At 53.9% G+C, this 16,544-nt stretch carries 12 protein-coding genes and 7 pseudogenes; 10 read left to right on the top strand and 9 right to left on the bottom strand.

All coding sequences use genetic code 11. From position 1 onward, the window contains the following. The first annotated feature begins 239 nt into the window (after positions 1 to 239). The 6 genes from FY206_RS20785 (at position 240) to fghA (ending at position 4,646) form a co-directional block, all read left to right on the top strand. Positions 240 to 536, top strand: a complete 297-nt coding sequence (locus tag FY206_RS20785; protein WP_017384073.1) for a helix-turn-helix transcriptional regulator — start codon at positions 240 to 242, stop codon at positions 534 to 536. 536 nt (positions 537 to 1,072) lie between these two features. Then, positions 1,073 to 1,770 (top strand): IS1 family transposase gene (locus FY206_RS20790; RefSeq protein ID WP_223479951.1). Its coding sequence is split into 2 segments (ribosomal slippage): positions 1,073 to 1,322 and positions 1,322 to 1,770, totalling 699 coding nucleotides; the frame shifts between segments, so codons are not numbered across the junction. A gap of 113 nt (positions 1,771 to 1,883) precedes the next feature. Next, entirely contained in the window at positions 1,884 to 2,159 is a 276-nt protein-coding gene (gene frmR, locus FY206_RS20795) for a formaldehyde-responsive transcriptional repressor FrmR (RefSeq protein WP_017384071.1), read from the top strand. Between the two features lie 34 nt (positions 2,160 to 2,193). After that, positions 2,194 to 3,303: an S-(hydroxymethyl)glutathione dehydrogenase gene (frmA, locus tag FY206_RS20800; protein ID WP_017384070.1), complete on the top strand. Its 1,110-nt coding sequence runs from the start codon at positions 2,194 to 2,196 to the stop codon at positions 3,301 to 3,303. 43 nt (positions 3,304 to 3,346) lie between these two features. After that, positions 3,347 to 3,745 carry a VOC family protein gene (locus tag FY206_RS20805; protein ID WP_012561111.1) on the top strand — a complete coding sequence of 133 codons (399 nt, stop codon included), beginning with the start codon at positions 3,347 to 3,349 and terminating at the stop codon, positions 3,743 to 3,745. A gap of 64 nt (positions 3,746 to 3,809) precedes the next feature. After that, positions 3,810 to 4,646, top strand: coding sequence for an S-formylglutathione hydrolase (fghA, locus tag FY206_RS20810; protein ID WP_012561110.1), 837 nt, complete (start codon positions 3,810 to 3,812; stop codon positions 4,644 to 4,646). 27 nt (positions 4,647 to 4,673) lie between these two features. Here the strand turns inward: fghA and FY206_RS20815 are convergent. The 4 genes and pseudogenes from FY206_RS20815 to FY206_RS20835 all read right to left on the bottom strand — a co-directional run. Beyond that, a pseudogene (locus FY206_RS20815) lies at positions 4,674 to 4,826 on the bottom strand (recombinase family protein); the annotation flags it as partial. Between the two features lie 114 nt (positions 4,827 to 4,940). Beyond that, positions 4,941 to 5,217 (bottom strand): annotated as a pseudogene (locus FY206_RS20820) (IS3 family transposase); the annotation flags it as partial. 16 nt (positions 5,218 to 5,233) lie between these two features. After that, positions 5,234 to 6,310, bottom strand: a complete 1,077-nt coding sequence (locus FY206_RS20825; RefSeq protein ID WP_077064597.1) for an IS110 family RNA-guided transposase — start codon at positions 6,308 to 6,310, stop codon at positions 5,234 to 5,236. Positions 6,311 to 6,582: 272 nt separating this feature from the next. Continuing rightward, positions 6,583 to 7,451 (bottom strand): annotated as a pseudogene (locus FY206_RS20835) (IS3 family transposase); the annotation flags it as partial. A gap of 81 nt (positions 7,452 to 7,532) precedes the next feature. On the opposite strand from FY206_RS20835, the pseudogene FY206_RS25870 reads away from it, so the two are divergent. From FY206_RS25870 to tnpC, 3 genes and pseudogenes are all read left to right on the top strand, one after another. After that, positions 7,533 to 7,853: pseudogene (locus FY206_RS25870) on the top strand (IS66-like element accessory protein TnpA); the annotation flags it as partial. Next, positions 7,850 to 8,200, top strand: a complete 351-nt coding sequence (gene tnpB / locus FY206_RS20845; protein WP_016151369.1) for an IS66 family insertion sequence element accessory protein TnpB — start codon at positions 7,850 to 7,852, stop codon at positions 8,198 to 8,200. The pseudogene FY206_RS25870 and the gene tnpB, both read left to right, overlap by 4 nt. Before the next feature lie 30 nt (positions 8,201 to 8,230). Further along, a pseudogene (gene tnpC, locus FY206_RS20850) lies at positions 8,231 to 9,823 on the top strand (IS66 family transposase). A gap of 199 nt (positions 9,824 to 10,022) precedes the next feature. Here tnpC and FY206_RS20855 read toward each other — a convergent pair. The 3 genes and pseudogenes from FY206_RS20855 to FY206_RS20870 form a co-directional block, all read right to left on the bottom strand. Continuing rightward, a pseudogene (locus FY206_RS20855) lies at positions 10,023 to 10,307 on the bottom strand (copper-binding protein); the annotation flags it as partial. A gap of 56 nt (positions 10,308 to 10,363) precedes the next feature. Continuing rightward, on the bottom strand, positions 10,364 to 11,332 hold the full coding sequence (locus FY206_RS20860; protein ID WP_022649395.1) for an IS5-like element IS903B family transposase: 969 nt from the start codon (positions 11,330 to 11,332) through the stop codon (positions 10,364 to 10,366). Between the two features lie 55 nt (positions 11,333 to 11,387). Then, positions 11,388 to 12,563: pseudogene (locus FY206_RS20870) on the bottom strand (YgiQ family radical SAM protein); the annotation flags it as partial. Between the two features lie 199 nt (positions 12,564 to 12,762). Between FY206_RS20870 and FY206_RS20875 the strand changes: the two are divergent. After that, on the top strand, positions 12,763 to 14,238 hold the full coding sequence (locus FY206_RS20875) for a TrkH family potassium uptake protein (protein WP_077064479.1): 1,476 nt from the start codon (positions 12,763 to 12,765) through the stop codon (positions 14,236 to 14,238). Between the two features lie 30 nt (positions 14,239 to 14,268). On the opposite strand, the gene ftsP is transcribed toward FY206_RS20875, so the two are convergent. Then, positions 14,269 to 15,681 (bottom strand): cell division protein FtsP, encoded by a 1,413-nt coding sequence (gene ftsP / locus FY206_RS20880; RefSeq protein WP_032642049.1) that lies wholly within the window; start codon positions 15,679 to 15,681, stop codon positions 14,269 to 14,271. 58 nt (positions 15,682 to 15,739) lie between these two features. Then, positions 15,740 to 16,477, bottom strand: a complete 738-nt coding sequence (gene plsC, locus FY206_RS20885) for a 1-acylglycerol-3-phosphate O-acyltransferase (protein ID WP_024906505.1) — start codon at positions 16,475 to 16,477, stop codon at positions 15,740 to 15,742. Positions 16,478 to 16,544 lie beyond the last annotated feature (67 nt).

Below are 16,544 nucleotides of genomic sequence, written 5' to 3' on the forward strand. Positions count from 1 at the left end.
TCCCGATAACAGCGGTTTTGAAAAATTGACGTTTTTTACACCGGTACATTGCCCGAACGCAATCTCCCCCGTAGCGAAATACCGCCCCGCAGAAAATCGTCCATGCTCGGCATGCCCCTGGAACATCAGCATCTTTTCAATAAAGGTTTTACAGCCTATAGTCTGTATAACACAAAATACACCTTACCTGCTGTATTACAGGGCGGTACTCCCTACTCAGTCTGCGAGGCAGGTCACTTATGAATAATCAGTTCCCGATAAAAACGCTGAACCAGCTCAGACCTGTGCTAATCGGGTTTCGCAAAATCAAGGGCTTCACGCAAAAAGATGTGTCTGAGAGGCTTGGCGTAACGCAGCAAACCTATGCCCGCCTGGAAGCAAACCCTGCTAGCGCCAGTATTGATCGTCTGTACAAGGTATTCAGTATTCTGGGCGTAGAAATAACGCTGTCATCTATTTCCCCTTCACCCTTCATTTCCCACACAGAGATGAGGGGGGCATTTGACAGCACTCCCGCCAGACGGGAGAAATGGTGACTATTAGAAGTTTGCTAGTTTTGTCGAATGACGCCAACTACATGTCCGCATCCATCGAGTAGTGGCTTCAAGCCACGATTGTCACTGCCTCCGCTGCCTTTTTCCAGTAACTCTCTCCTTTTAATTCTAATATTTAGGGGTGTCAACGCAAAGCAGAAACGGCACCTTCTTTGCGAGACAGAAATGACCTGTGATTGCCTGGCCGATTTATGGCAGCTAAGTGCGAGAAGCGGATATAGCGAATTCGCCATTGTACGGGATTAGCAGGTTTACTGAAGCAACCTGCGATGGCGTTATGGCAATAGTCAGTCCCCTGTCCAGTCGGCATAGGTGGCCACCTCGTCACCGCCGGGGATAAACTGATTGAAGCCTCCGCGCAAAATCACTTATTCTTTTCCGTTAATAAAATGCAGGAGCAAAGTCATGACTGGCGAAATTCGTGGGCGAGGCAGGCCACGAAAAACAGAGAGTACCTATACAGGGTAAGGGTGCCAACTTACTGATTTAGTGTATGATGGTGTTTTTGAGGTGCTCCAGTGGCTTCTGTTTCTATCAGCTGTCCCTCCTGTTCAGCTACTGAAGGCGTGGTGCGTAACGGTAAAAGTACTGCCGGACATCAGCGCTATCTCTGCTCTCACTGCCGTAAAACATGGCAGCTACAGTTCACTTACATCGCCTCTCAGCCCGGTACACACCAGAAAATTATTGATATGGCCATGAATGGCGTCGGATGTCGCGCCAGTGCACGCATTATGGGCGTTGGCCTCAACACGATTTTACGACACTTAAAAAACTCAGGCCGCAGTCGGTAAACTCACGCATACAACCGGGCAGTGACGTTATTGTTTGCGCGGAAATGGACGAACAGTGGGGTTACGTCGGCGCTAAATCACGCCAGCGCTGGTTGTTTTACGCGTATGACAGGATACGGAGGACGGTTGTGGCGCACGTATTCGGTGAACGCACGTTGGTCACGCTGGAGCGTCTTCTGGGCCTGCTGTCGGCCTTTGAGGTCGTGGTATGGATGACGGATGGCTGGCCGCTTTATGAATCACGCCTGAAGGGAGAACTGCACGTTATCAGCAAGCGATATACGCAGCGCATTGAGCGGCATAACCTGAATCTGAGGCAGCATCTGGCAAGGCTGGGCAGGAAGTCACTGTCTTTCTCAAAATCGGTGGAGCTGCATGACAAAGTCATCGGGCATTATCTGAACATAAAACACTATCAGTAAGTTGGAGTCATTACCGGTGCTCTGATATATTTATTATACTATAGTGGGGTATGTGTTGATCTTAATGTAATACTCCCCTATAGTATAAGAAATACAGAGCAGTGAGGTAAGCAATGCCCAGTACTCCTGAAGAGAAAAAAAAGGTCCTAACCCGGGTTCGCCGTATCCGGGGTCAGATTGATGCTCTGGAAAGAGCACTTGAAAGTGGCGCTGAATGCCGTTCCGTTCTCCAGCAAATCGCCGCCGTCCGGGGCGCCGCTAACGGACTGATGGCAGAGGTGCTGGAGAGCCACATACGGGAAACCTTTGACCAGAATGACAGCTACAGTCATGAAGTCAGTAAATCAGTTGACGATACGATTGAGCTGGTTCGTGCCTATCTTAAATAGGTGAGGCCATTATTACATTGAGGATATATTACGTATGAAATCACGTGCCGCTGTTGCATTTGCACCAGGGAAGCCCCTGGAGATTGTTGAAATTGATGTTGCTCCGCCTAAAAAAGGCGAGGTGCTGATTAAAAACACCCACACAGGTGTCTGCCATACCGATGCCTTTACCCTCTCAGGGAATGACCCTGAGGGCGTTTTCCCGGTGGTTCTCGGCCACGAGGGAGCCGGTATCGTCGTTGAAGTTGGTGAAGGCGTCACCAGTGTGAAGCCGGGTGACCATGTTATTCCGCTCTACACCGCTGAATGCGGGGAGTGTGAATTCTGCCAGTCCGGTAAAACGAACCTCTGTGTATCGGTTCGCGAGACTCAGGGCAAAGGACTGATGCCTGACGGGACCACTCGCTTTTCATACAACGGTCAGCCTCTTTACCACTACATGGGATGTTCCACATTCAGTGAATACACCGTTGTGGCCGAGGTTTCTCTGGCAAAAATTAACCCGGAGGCGAACCATGAACACGTCTGCCTGTTGGGTTGTGGCGTGACTACCGGTATTGGCGCCGTCCATAACACGGCTAAAGTGCAGCCGGGCGATTCAGTTGCCATTTTTGGTCTGGGGGCAATTGGTCTGGCTGCGGTACAGGGGGCCCGTCAGGCAAAAGCGGGACGTATTATCGCTATCGATACTAATCCGACAAAATTTGACCTGGCCCGTCAGTTCGGGGCCACTGACTGCATTAACCCGAATGATTATGACAAACCGATTAAAGATGTTCTGCTGGATATCAACAAGTGGGGTATTGACCATACCTTTGAATGTATCGGTAACGTTAACGTCATGCGTGCAGCGCTGGAAAGTGCTCACCGTGGGTGGGGGCAGTCCGTTGTCATTGGTGTCGCAGGGGCCGGACAGGAGATTTCCACCCGTCCTTTCCAGCTGGTCACCGGGCGCGTATGGAAAGGTTCCGCGTTTGGCGGAGTAAAAGGCCGCACTCAGCTCCCCGGTATGGTCGAGGATGCCATGAAGGGGGATATTGACCTTGAGCCATTTGTAACCCATACGATGACACTGGATGAAATCAATGACGCCTTCGAGCTTATGCATGAAGGCAAATCTATCCGGACAGTGATTCATTACTGATCCCATCAGAATTTTAATCAACTCAAACTGAAGGAAGTGGAAAATGACAACTCCGGTAATTTCTGGTGACGGCATCTTTTCTCATGTGTTCATTGGCGCAGCCGATGTCGAGAAATCCTCCGCATTTTACGATGTCGTCCTGGGCACGCTTGGTATCAATAACCTCGGCCCGTTTGGCAACGGCTGGGTACTCTATGGCCGCGAAAAGCCGGCATTTATCATTGCCCGTCCGGGCAACGGTGAAGCACCTTCCGCTAACGGGGTGACTGTCGGCTTCGCTGCTGCCACCCCGGAAGAGGTTGATGCTTTCCATGCTGCCGGCCTTGCCGCCGGTGGAGCTGATGAAGGTCAACCTGGCCCGCGTGGTCACCTTCCCGGGGCCTATGCTGCCTACCTGCGGGATCCGGCGGGTAACAAAATCACGGCGTATACGTTTATCTGACGTCCGGATTTAAAGATACTTCCCCTGGCTTCGGTCAGGGGAAATAACCATGAGATAACGGCTGATGGAACTCATTGAGCAGCATGCCAGCTCTGGCGGCTGGCAAAACGTGTACCGGCATTATTCACAATCCCTTAATTGTGAAATGAATTTCGGTGTGTATCTTCCTCCCAAAGCAGTAACAGAAAAACTGCCGGTACTATACTGGTTGTCGGGCCTGACCTGTACTGAGCAGAATTTCATCACCAAATCAGGTATGCAGCATTATGCAGCCCGGCATAACGTCATCGTTGTTGTCCCGGATACCAGTCCCCGGGGTAATAATGTCCCGGATGCCGACAGTTACGATCTTGGCCAGGGGGCCGGTTTTTATCTGAACGCGACGGAACAGCCGTGGAATGTTCATTACAGGATGTATGACTATATTCTCAGAGAGCTTCCGGATGTCGTCATGAATCATTTTCCTGCAACGGCAAGAAAATCTATATCCGGTCATTCTATGGGAGGGCTGGGTGCTCTGGTGCTGGCTCTGCGAAATCCTGGTGAATATGTGAGCGTATCAGCATTTTCCCCGATAGTATCGCCTTCTCAGGTGCCATGGGGGCAACAGGCATTTAGCGCTTACCTGGGTGAAAACAGAAAAACGTGGGAAGCCTACGATCCAGTCAGCCTCATTTTACAGGGTGAAAAATTACCAGAAATCTTCATTGATCAGGGGCTGAGTGACGCCTTTTATGAAGAGCAACTGCGCACCAAAATCCTTGAGAGAGTATGCAATGAGATGAACCTCAATGCGTCGTTCCGATATCATACTGGATACGACCACAGCTATTATTTCATTTCCAGCTTTATTGGTGAGCACATTGCTTACCATGCCAACAGGCTCAGGCTGTCAGCATGAGTTGATTTCCAGCCTCAGAAAATGTGCTTAATTTTCAGGCCTGAACAGGGCCTGAACCCTGCAGACCTGAGATGTACTGTAACTGGTGGCTTCAGCAGTTTCTCTTATGCTCAGTTTCTTGACCTGTCGGTAATACAGAACTTTCTTATGTCGTTCCTGATCGGCCTGTTTGCCCCGGTGAATAGCCACGGATAATCTAGACACTTCCGAGCCGTTGATGGACTGACCCCGCCCCGGTAGACGATCCTGCCCTATAGTTTGGACTGACCCCACGCCTGTAGACAAATCCTGTCCTCACGACGAGGCCTGTTCGAAGGCCTCCGGACTGACGCCGCCGAGGTGGCTGTGGCGCCGGGACCGGTTATAGAAGACTTCAATGTAATCGAAGATCCGCCCGGGCCAGATCCCTGGTTTTATATATGCGTTTTCTGATCCGTTCTTTTTTCAGCGAACTGAAGAACGATTCGGCCACCGCATTATCCCAGCAGTTGCCACGCCGGCTCATGCTCGGCGCCAGGTTATTGGCCCGGTAGAAGCGCTGCCAGTCGTCACTGCCGTACTGGCTGCCCTGGACGCCCTTCTAAGAGTCAAGCTGTTATCGGGATACTGTTGATCCGCCTGTTTTGATTGCGCAGTAACGTGTAAACTTCGCGGGAGATATATCGCTTTAGACAGCGTATCGCTTCCATTTTTGTATGTCCTTCGGCTACACGCCTGGCGACATATTCCTTTGTTTTTGCGTCAGTTCGTAAGCGTCCGATGGCGATGATGTGAAGTGCACTATTTGCAGCACGATCTCCACCACGATTAAGTCGGTAACGGTTCGTTTTTCCAGAAGAAACGGGGACCGGGCTGACACCACACAGTGCCGCAAATCCTGATTCTGATCTTAACCGTTGAGGATTGTCTCCGGCAGTGATCAGCAACTGTGAAGCGCTTTCGTATCCGATAGCATTACGTTTAATCAGCTCAGGTGCCAACTCGTCGACAATTGCCGCAATCATGACATCCAGATCAGCGATTTCGTCATGTAACTCGAGATAGCGTCGGGCAAGGGACTTTAATGAAATGCGATAAACGTTGGTTACATTGCGGTATTCACTGGCATCAGGTCTCCAGGAACCCAGGGTCCTGATGAGCTGCATGCGCGTCATATTTCTGAGCTGTTCACGTAATTCATCCGGGGCAGAGATAATATTTGAATGGATAATCTGGAGAGCGACTCTGCGGGCTGATATTGCTGTTTTTCGGCAAGTTTTTAATACCCGCAGGGACTCAATCATGCCATCACGCGTTTTGGGAGTAACTGTCCTGATGCCTGAGAATGCTGCATGAGCGGCACATTCAGCATCAATTGTGTCACTTTTACCCCGTTTGCGTCGCTCCATCCGGTCTGGAGCAGTCACCTCAAGAACTTCTAACCCGGCGTTCTGAAAATAACGAAGCAAACCGGAACCATAGGTACCTGTGCACTCAACACCAATTCGCTTTAATGTCCCAAACGAGGTCATCCATGCCAGCATCTGCCGGCAACCTTGTCGTGTTGTGGAGAAATACTGAGTCCCAAGGACTTTATTGTTCTGATCTACGACAGCGGCAACGTGCAAATCTTTATGTGTATCCACGCCACCCACAACGGCAGCTTCGGTAACTTTATCAACCATGACAGAGCTCCTGTGAGGAAACAGAGTTGAATCTCCAGACAGATAACCTGGACAGGACAGTAACGAGACAAGCCGTCAGGCCCTTCTTGAGTCACGCGCATCGGTGAGGAGATGCCTCGCATGAAGGCGCTTCCGGCAACCGACGGGTCCAGGGCAGGACACAAAAGGTCGATCGCTGTGTGAGTCAGGATGCGGGAAGGTCTTCACTGCATCAGTAATCACACCAATCTGGTTAAACGGCAAACTAAGTGGTGGTAAAGACTGACATCGGCATTATTACTATCGCTGTGGAACATCACCCCGACGGGCTTACCACGGGTTTCCCATGCCATTTCCAGTGCTTTCATGGTGAGCCTGCTGTCCGGCGAGAACGACATGGCCCAGCCCACTGGTTTTCTTGCGAACAGGTCGAGAACAACGGCGAGGTACGCCCAGCGCTTACCCGTCCAGATATAGGTCACATCACCGCACCACACCTGATTTGGTTCCGTTACGGCGAACTGTCGCTCAAGATGATTCGGGATAGCAACGTGCTCATGACCGCCACGCTTATACCGGTGAGTCGGCTGCTGGCAACTGACCAGCCCCAGCTCTTTCATGAGTCTGCCAGCAAGCCAGCGCCCCATCTGGTAGTCTCTCTGGGTTGCCATTGTGGCGATGCTTCTTGCTCCGGCAGAGCCGTGGCTGATGCCATGAAGTTCAAGTACCTGACTGCGTAATACAGCCCGTCTGCCGTCTGGCTTTTCAGGACGGTTTTTCCAGTATTTGCAGCTGCTGCGATGAACCCCGAACACATGGCAGAGAGTGGCCACAGGATAACGCGCCCTGAGTTTCCCGATTATCGAGAACTGTTCAGGGAGTCTGACATCAAGAGCGCGGTAGCCTTTTTTAATATTTCATTTTCCATTTCAATACGTTGTAGCTTTTTCCTGAGCTCACGGATTTCAATTTGTTCCGGGGTAATGGGGGAGGCTTTTGGTGTTTTGCCCTGCCGTTCATCACGTAATTGTTTCACCCATCGCGTCATTGTGGAAAGGCCGACATCCATAGCGCTGGCTGCATCTGCCACGGTGTAGTTCTGGTCAACGACCAGTTGAGCGGATTCGCGTTTAAACTCTGCGCTGAAATTTCTTTTTTTCATTATGACACCTGTGTTGTTCTGAGGTGAGCATATCACCTCTGTTCAGGTGGCCAAATTCAGTAAACCACTTCATATCAGCCTGGAGCCTGTGTTGCCCGGTTGGCGCGGGATAATGGAATTAATGACAATCTGCTGTTTACCTGGCGCCAGCGTTACAGACATCTTCTGCCCGATGAAATACAACGGTCAATCAGAGAGCAAGACTCTGTTATCCCCGTTGTCCTGCCTGATATGGTCCTGTCACACCATGCTGAGCCGCACTATGAACCCGCCGCTCCAGCCTGCCGCGAGGCCATGACATGCGAGGTGACTGTCGGCGGTGCCAGCCTGCGTCTGTCCGGGGATTTATCACCTGCACTTCTGAAAACGCTGATCCGCGAGCTGAGCGGGAGGAGCCGATGATACCCTTACCGTCAGGCACTCGTATCTGGCTGGTTGCCGGGGTCACCGATATGCGTAAGTCCTTCAATGGTCTGGGCGAACTGGTCCAGCATGTTCTTGATGACAATCCGTTCTCCGGCCACCTGTTTATCTTCCGTGGTCGTAAAGGTGACACCGTGAGGATCCTCTGGGCTGATGCTGACGGTCTGTGTCTGTTTACCAAACGTCTGGAAGAGGGACAGTTCGTCTGGCCTGCTGTACGCGACGGCAAAATCGCCATCACCCGCTCACAACTCGCCATGCTCCTCGATAAGCTGGACTGGCGGAAACCTAAAACTGCACGCCTTAACTCACTGACGATGTTGTAAAAAGCGCATGACCGCATTATAAATGGGGTCATGAGTCAGGACTATCTCGCCCGTATCGCTGCGCTGGAAGACGCGCTTCGCCAGAAAGACAGCCAGCTCAGTCTCGTTGCTGAGACTGAGTCGTTCCTGCGTTCAGCGCTGGCCCGCGCAGAAGAGAAAATAGAGAACGAAGAGCGTGAAATAGAACATCTGCGGGCTCAGATAGAAAAACTGCGCCGAATGCTGTTCGGTACCCGTTCAGAAAAGCTACGCCGGCAGGTCGAAGAAGCCGAAGCCCTGCTGAAACAGCAGGAGCAGCAAAGCGATCGTTACAACGGCCGGGACAATGATCAGCAGGTTCCGCGTCAGTTGCGCCAGTCCCGTCATCGTCGCCCGTTACCGGAACATCTTCCCCGCGAAATAAACAGACTGGAGCCAGCTGAAACCAGCTGTCCTGGTTGCGGTAGTGATATGGCCTATCTCAGCGAAGTCAGCGCGGAGCAACTGGAGCTGGTCTCCAGCGCCCTGAAAGTGATCCGCACGGTCAGGGTGAAAAAGGCCTGTACCCGATGCGACTGCGTCGTTGAAGCGCCAGCGCCCTCACGTCCTATCGACCGGGGCATCGCCGGGCCGGGTCTGCTGGCCCGCGTGTTAACGGCCAAATACTGTGAACACCTGCCGCTGTATCGCCAGTGCGAAATCTTTGCCCGTCAGGGTGTGGATCTGAGTCGTGCGCTGCTCTCCAACTGGGTGGATGCGTGCTGCCGGTTAATGGCCCCGCTGGATGAAGCCCTCTACCACTACGTGATGGACTGCCGCAAACTGCATACGGATGACACTCCGGTGCCCGTGCTGGCGCCGGGCAGAAAGAAGACGAAAACCGGGCGTATCTGGACATATGTCCGTGATAACAGAAGCGCGGGTTCATCAGATCCGCCAGCGGCATGGTTCGCCTTCTCACCGGACCGACAGGGGAAACACCCTCAGCAACATCTTCGGCACTATCATGGCGTGCTGCAGGCAGATGCCTTCGCAGGGTACGACAGGTTGTTCAGCGCAGAGCGTGAAGGTGGCCCGTTGACAGAAGCGGCATGCTGGGCTCATGCGCGGCGCAAAATCCATGACGTCTATATCAGCACCCGGACGGCCACAGCAGAGGAGGCTCTGAAGCGCATCAGTGAGTTATACGCGATAGAAGAGGAAATACGCGGCCTTCCGGCATCTCAGCGGCTGGCCGCCAGACGGTCCCGAAGTTAACCGTTGCTGATATCCCTGCATGACTGGTTGGTGGAGAAAAGTGCCACTCTGTCGAAAAAATCCCGGTTAGGCGAGGCGTTCGCTTATGCACTGAACCAGTGGGATGCCCTGTGTTACTACTGCGATGATGGTCTGGCAGAGCCGGATAATAACGCTGCTGAGCGCGCGCTACGAGCGGTCTGTCTGGGCAAGAAAAACTACATCTTCTTCGGCAGTGATCATGGTGGTGAACGTGGTGCCCTGCTGTATGGTCTGATCGGAACGTGCAGGCTGAACGGTATCGATCCAGAGGGTTACCTTCGCCATATCCTGAGCGTATTGCCGGAGTGGCCCATCAACAAAGTGGCCGAACTGCTGCCATGGAACGTAGATCTCACCAATAAATAGCCGTCAATACGGCGCTCACTTAACGCTTACGTTCACCTGAGGTGTTTTTGTAGTTATCTGGCGTTACGTGACAGTGTTGGTCAGATACTTCCACCTCTTCAGAGTTAAAGTTTGATATATGGGAAAAAAACGCTCCCGGACGGGAGCGTAAGCCAGTGACTTCGGCGTCAAATGAGGGTCTGACAAGTGGAGCTGCGGGTTAATTCTGGGTGATCTGGCTGCGATGCTTTTCAGCCTGCTGCTGATGAATAACGGAAGATAGACCATTATTCGCCTTCTCATGCACAACAGCGGCTTTCTCATGCTCGTTCATTTCGGAAAATGGCTTAGCAGTTTCTTGGGTGTTCTCAGGTTTGGATTTCATCATTTTTTTATGCATTTCAGCCATGTCCTGATGGGCAGCAGAATTGCCGTTTTGCATCATTTCATGGGACATTGCGGCCTGATCGTGACCGCTCATATCCATCATTTTCATGCTCTCCCCGGCTTTGTTGAATAAATCAGATTTCGGGTAAGTCTCCCCCGTAGCGGGTTGTGTTTTCAGGCAATACGCACGCTTTCAGGCATACCTGCTTTCGTCATTTTGTTCAGCGCTCGTACCAGGGCCATAGCCTCTGCAACCTGACCATCGTAGTCACGCAGTGTCAGTGAACCTCCGAACAGCTGTTTTACCCGGTACATCGCCGTTTCCGCTATCGAGCGACGGTTATAATCTGTTGTCCATTTCCACCGCGCATTACTCCCGGTCAGCCGCTGATTCGCAACAGCACGGTTACGGTCTGCATATTCACCGGGCCAGTAACCCGCGCCTTTTCGGGGCGGGATAAGCGCGCTGATTTTCTTACGCCGCAGTTCATCGTGACAGAGCCGGGTGTCGTAAGCGCCGTCTGCCGATGCTGCCCTGATTTTTCTGTGAGTCTGCCGGATAAGACCCGGGAAGGCTTCTGAGTCCGTCACATTGTTCAGCGACAGGTCTGCACAGATGATTTCATGTGTGTTGCTGTCAACTGCCAGATGCAACTTTCGCCAGATACGGCGGCGTTCCTGGCCATGTTTTTTGACTTTCCATTCGCCTTCACCAAAGACCTTCAGCCCGGTGGAATCAATCACCAGATGCGCGATTTCACCCCGGGTGGGCGTTTTGAAACTGACATTAACCGACTTTGCGCGCTTGCTGACACTGGTGTAATCCGGGCAGCGCAACGGAACATTCATCAGTGTAAAAATGGAATCAATAAAACCCTGTGCAGCCCGCAGGGTCAACCTGAACACGCGTTTAATGACCAGAACGGTGGTGATGGCGAGATCAGAATAGCGCTGAGGTCTTCCCCGTGATGAAGGCGTTGCCGACTCATACCAGGCCTGAATAGCTTCATCATCCAGCCAGAAAGTTATGGAGCCACGGTTGATGAGGGCTTTATTGTAGGTGGGCCAGTTGGTGATTTTGAACTTTTGCTTTGCCACGGAACGGTCTGCGTTGTCGGGAAGATGCGTGATCTGATCCTTCAACTCAGCAAAAGTTCGATTTATTCAACAAAGCCTCTAAATACATAAAAACAAGAGTAAACGAGCAGCCGCCGAAGCAGCCGCGCATGATGTTGATCGAGAAGCGGATCATCTCATACGCCGGAATACGGGCGTTGCCGTACGCCGGGTGCGGCACGCGCTTGTACGGCAGCGCGAAGACGCTGTCCATCTCTTCGGTGGAGAGCGGGATGGCCGGCGGGTTGATCCAGATAAAGCGCTCGCCGTGCTTCTGCATCAGCGCGCGGGCGCAGCCCGGGTTGGTTTCATGGTGCAGAATACGGGACGCATGGGCGTAGAGCACCTTGTCGGCTTTCACCTTCTCGTAGGACGGCAGCAGCACGTAGGTCTTTTCCCACGGCTTCGGGCGCGGCGGCTGCACGACGATAGCCTTCGCTTCCGCTTTCTTTGGCTCTACCGGTTTGTTATCCGCACACGGCAGATCGTCGCCATACGGGTGTGGGATCGGGTCGATTTTGCCCGGCATATCGATGATGCGGGAATCCACGCCGCGCCAGCCCGGCAGCGCCTCTTTCACCATGATGGCGGTATTGCGCACGTCGCGGATGCTGCTCACCGGCTCGCCCTGCGACAGACGGTGCGCCACTTCCACCAGCGGACGCTCGCCGTTGCCGTAAATCAGCATGTCGGCTTTGGAATCCACCAGCACCGAGCGGCGCACGGTATCAGACCAGTAGTCGTAATGCGCGGTGCGGCGCAGGCTCGCCTCGATGCCGCCCAGGATCACCGGCACGTCTTTCCAGGCTTCTTTACAGCGCTGGGTGTAGACGAGGGTAGCGCGGTCAGGGCGTTTACCCGCCACGTTATCGGGCGTGTAGGCATCGTCATGACGCAGCTTACGGTCGGCGGTGTAGCGGTTGATCATTGAATCCATGTTGCCTGCGGTCACGCCGAAGAACAGGTTCGGTTTGCCCAGACGCATAAAGTCGTCTTTGCTGTTCCAGTCAGGCTGGGAGATGATCCCCACGCGGAAGCCCTGCGCCTCAAGCATACGGCCACAGATGGCCATGCCGAAGCTCGGATGGTCAACGTAGGCGTCGCCCGTAACCAGAATGATGTCGCAGCTGTCCCAGCCCAGCTGGTCCATCTCTTCCCGGGACATCGGCAGGAACGGCGCCGGTCCAAAGCAGGCCGCCCAGTACTGGGGCCAGGAGAAGAGGTCACGATCCGGCTGGATCAGGGAAATTGCGCTCATAATGCTTCCGAAGAAAAAATAGACAAAAGGAGCGGGATTATACGCTGTTCATCCGTCCAATTTGAAGAAAAGGATGCAGGAAGCAGGCAGATATTCGTGGAAGCCGTTAAAATACGGCGCCCTGAAAATTTTGAATCATAATATTCACTATATTTTCCGGTGATTTGCCCCGGAACGTGTTATTGCGCGGAGTTCTGTTGTGACGTCCAACGATTCGTTACATGTATCCCAGCTGCGGGTTGTCCTTCACCTCTGCGGTTTTCTGGTTTTGCTGTACAGCCTTTCCATGCTGCCGCCGATGGTTGTCGCCCTACTGAATAAAGAGCGGACCTACTTTGCCTTCCTGACCACCTTTTTAACCTTTTTTACTCTCGGGGGGTTAGCCTGGCGGGCGACCCGTCACGCCGGGATACAGCTGCGCACCCGTGACGGTTTCGTGATTATTGTGCTGTTCTGGCTACTGTTTTCAGTGATAAGCGCCATGCCGCTTTGGATGGATGACGGGTTACAGCTCTCCTTTGCCGACGCGCTCTTTGAAGGGGTTTCCGGGATCACCACCACCGGGGCAACGGTGATCGGGGACGTCAGCGCCCTGCCTAAATCTTACCTTTATTACCGCGCTCAGCTCAATTTCATTGGCGGGTTAGGCGTTATCGTGCTGGCCGTCGCGGTCCTGCCGCTGCTGGGCATCGGGGGCATGAAGCTCTATCAGTCAGAAATGCCGGGGCCGTTCAAGGAGGAGCGTCTTACGCCCCGCCTTGCCGATACCGCGCGCACGCTGTGGTTGACCTATTTCGCGCTGGGCGTGGCCTGCACCCTGGCCTACTGGCTGGCGGGAATGTCCTTTTTTGACGCCCTCTGTCACGGGCTTTCGACAGTGTCGCTGGGCGGGTTCTCCACCCGCAGCGAGAGCATTGGTTTTTATGACAGCCACGCAATAGAGCTGGTTGCCGGGGCCTTTTCGCTGCTTTCTGCCTTTAACTTTACCCTCTGGTACGTCGCCATTGTCAGACGCACGCTGAAACCGATCCTTAGCAGCCCGGAGGTCAAATTCTTTCTCGGTGCCGCCGCGCTGATTATCCTCATCACCGCCTGGCAGGTCTGGCATGCGGGAATGTACAACCCCACGGATAGCCTGGTGCACGCCTTCTTCCTTGCCAGCTCAATGATGACCGATAACGGTCTCGCGACGGCCGACTACGCCCAATGGCCCACCCACACTATCTTCCTGCTGTTGAGCGCCAGCTTTTTTGGCGGCTGCGTCGGCTCGACCTGCGGCGGGATCAAAGCCCTGCGTTTTCTCATTATGTTCAAGCAGAGTATTCAGGAGATGAATCAGCTGGCCCATCCGCGCGCGCTGCTGAGCATTAAGGTGGGCAAAAGCGTGGTGAATGAACGCGTCCTGCGTTCGGTATGGAGCTTCTTTTTTCTCTACGTGATGATTACCGGCTTTTTTGTCTGGTCGCTCAATCTGATGGGCTACGACCTGTTTACGTCATTCGCCACGGTTGCCGCCTGCATAAACAACATGGGGCTGGGGTTTGGCGAGACGGCCTCAACGTTTGGTACCTTAACCGAAGGGGCAAAACTGCTGATGTGCGCGGCGATGATCCTGGGGCGTCTGGAAATTTACCCGGTGCTGATTCTGTTTTCGCGCTTTTTCTGGCGGGCATAAACCATTCCCGGCGAACCGGGAATGTCAGGATTATGGCGCAGGGTTGATCAGCATCTGCCCCACGGAGCCCCTGTCCATCATCTCCAGCGTCTGGCTGTGGAACAGGAACGGGAAGTGCGGCCACGAAGGCTGGCCGTAGTAGACAAGCAGCTCCACCTGGCCGTCCACCCAGACGGTATCTTTCCAGCCGCGATCTTCCGGGAACGGCATCGCGCCGTTAACGTTGCGGATCAGGAATGACACCCCTTCAATATGGAACGACTGCGGCATGTCTGAACGCACCGTCCAGCGCTCCCAGGTGCCCTGCTGGGCGGTGATGTCGATGCGGTTGACGTCCCACAGCGCGCCGTTGATGCCCGGATCGTCGCCCAGGCTGATATCACGGCTGCGCACCGGCGAACCGCTCACGATCTCCTGCGGCAGCAGGCGCATGGGCAGGCTATCGGTCACCAGCGGCAGCAGGCCGGTTGGGCGCAGGGTCAGCACCAGGGTTGAGACCAGAATGCTCGACGGTTCAAAGAACCCGCGAATACGGTCAACGATGCTGGCCGCTTCGCCGCAGGTGACAGAAACTTCATCCCCGTTGGTCATATCAATGAGAACTTCGCGACGCTCACCCGGCGAGAGCGCCAGCTGCTTCACGGATACCGGCGCCGGTAAAAAGCCCTGATCGCCGGAGATCACGTGCAGCGGACGGCCATCGCTCATCTGGAGCTGGTAGCGGCGCGAGTTGGAGGCATTCAGCAGGCGCAGGCGCACCCAGCCGCGAGACACTTCCACGTACGGGCTTTGCGCGCCGTTAACCAGCAGCGTATCGCCGACGAAGCCGCCGCTGCCCGGCTCGCTGTATTCCGGCGTACCGAAATTATCCAGACGTTTGTCCTGGATGATAATCGGGAAGTCATCCACGCCGTAATGGTTGGGAATCGGCAGGGATTTGCTGACCTCATCTTCCACCAGCCACATGCCGGCCAGGCCGTTATAGACCTGCTGCGCCGTGCGGTTAGGCGTGTTGGCGTGATACCACAGGGTGGCCGCGCTCTGGCGAATGGGCAGCACGGGCGCCCAGTCGGCGCTGGGTGACATCATTCGCGCCGCGCCGCCAATCAGCGGGCCGGGTACCTGTAAACCGCTGATGGTCATGGCGACGTTTTCAGGAGTACGGTTACTGTAGATAAGCTTTACGTCATCGCCATTCCACACGCGGATGGTCGGCCCAAGATAACGTCCGTTAATCCCCCAGACCGGCGCACGCGTCCCCTGGGTGAAGGACCAGTGGCTGCGCTGCAGCGTCAGGAAAAGCGGCTGACCGCGACGGGATTCAATTAATGGCGGAATGGGCAGCGGCTGTTGCTGCCCGGCGGCGCTGGCTGTCAGCGGCATCGCACCCGCACAGAGGGCGATCCCTGAAGCCTGAATAAACTGACGCCGACTGAGTGACATATAAGCTCCATCTGAAACGACTAACAACGCGGGAATTCGTTTTCCCTTCAACGCCGGGTTAAATTTTACCGGCGGCTTCTCTCTCTGCGACTTCTTTATCGAGCAGCGCAATATGCTCAGCCATCAGATCGCGGCAATGCGCTGCCAGCTCGCGCACCTGATCTTTACCGTATTTGCTGGTATCAACGGGCGGCAGCATTTCGACAATCACCAGCCCGTTATTCAGGCGGTTAAGATTAATCTTATTCGAAGTATTCGAAACGCACACAGGAATAATTGGAACACCAGCCGCAATTGCGGCATGAAATGCACCGGTTTTAAACGGCAGCAGGCCGCGACCGCGGCTGCGCGTTCCTTCCGGGAACATCCAGATGGAGATTTTGCGCTTTTTAAAATGGTTCACCACTTCCGCAATGGTGCTGTGCGCTTTTGCACGGTTGTTACGGTCGATCAGCAGGTTACCGGTCAGCCAGTACAGCTGGCCAAAAAACGGGATCCACAGCAGGCTTTTTTTGCCCACCGTCACGGTCGGTGGCAGCACGATATTGGAGGCCGTGACCATATCGTAGTTATTCTGATGGTTGGCGATATAGATGGCGTTACCGAAATTCTCCGCCCCTTCCGGCAGACGTTTTTCAACCTTCAGGCCAAACAGCGGCGCAAGACGCCCGAACATATGGCCAAAGGTGGCGACATGCTTCGGATTGCGCGGGCTGAAAAGGCAATAAATAGAGCCGAAAATACAGACCAGAATACAGTAGATAACGGTAAGAATAAGACGAACAATATATAGCATAGCGACCTCTGAAGCCCCAACAGCTGACAATTATACTTCACCTGTGGCCAGGTAAGGACTTTATTAC

Source organism: Enterobacter chengduensis (genome assembly GCF_001984825.2).
In the GTDB taxonomy this organism is placed as follows: domain Bacteria; phylum Pseudomonadota; class Gammaproteobacteria; order Enterobacterales; family Enterobacteriaceae; genus Enterobacter; species Enterobacter chengduensis.

Excerpts from the sequence above, each read along its gene's own strand:
- FY206_RS20785 (WP_017384073.1), top strand. The coding sequence starts at position 240 with ATGAATAATCAGTTCCCGATAAAAACGCTGAACCAGCTCAGACCTGTG.
- frmR (WP_017384071.1), top strand. The coding sequence starts at position 1,884 with ATGCCCAGTACTCCTGAAGAGAAAAAAAAGGTCCTAACCCGGGTTCGC.
- frmA (WP_017384070.1), top strand. The coding sequence starts at position 2,194 with ATGAAATCACGTGCCGCTGTTGCATTTGCACCAGGGAAGCCCCTGGAG.
- FY206_RS20805 (WP_012561111.1), top strand. The coding sequence starts at position 3,347 with ATGACAACTCCGGTAATTTCTGGTGACGGCATCTTTTCTCATGTGTTC.
- fghA (WP_012561110.1), top strand. The coding sequence starts at position 3,810 with ATGGAACTCATTGAGCAGCATGCCAGCTCTGGCGGCTGGCAAAACGTG.
- FY206_RS20825 (WP_077064597.1), bottom strand. The coding sequence starts at position 6,310 with ATGGTTGATAAAGTTACCGAAGCTGCCGTTGTGGGTGGCGTGGATACA.
- tnpB (WP_016151369.1), top strand. The coding sequence starts at position 7,850 with ATGATACCCTTACCGTCAGGCACTCGTATCTGGCTGGTTGCCGGGGTC.
- ftsP (WP_032642049.1), bottom strand. The coding sequence starts at position 15,681 with ATGTCACTCAGTCGGCGTCAGTTTATTCAGGCTTCAGGGATCGCCCTC.
- plsC (WP_024906505.1), bottom strand. The coding sequence starts at position 16,477 with ATGCTATATATTGTTCGTCTTATTCTTACCGTTATCTACTGTATTCTG.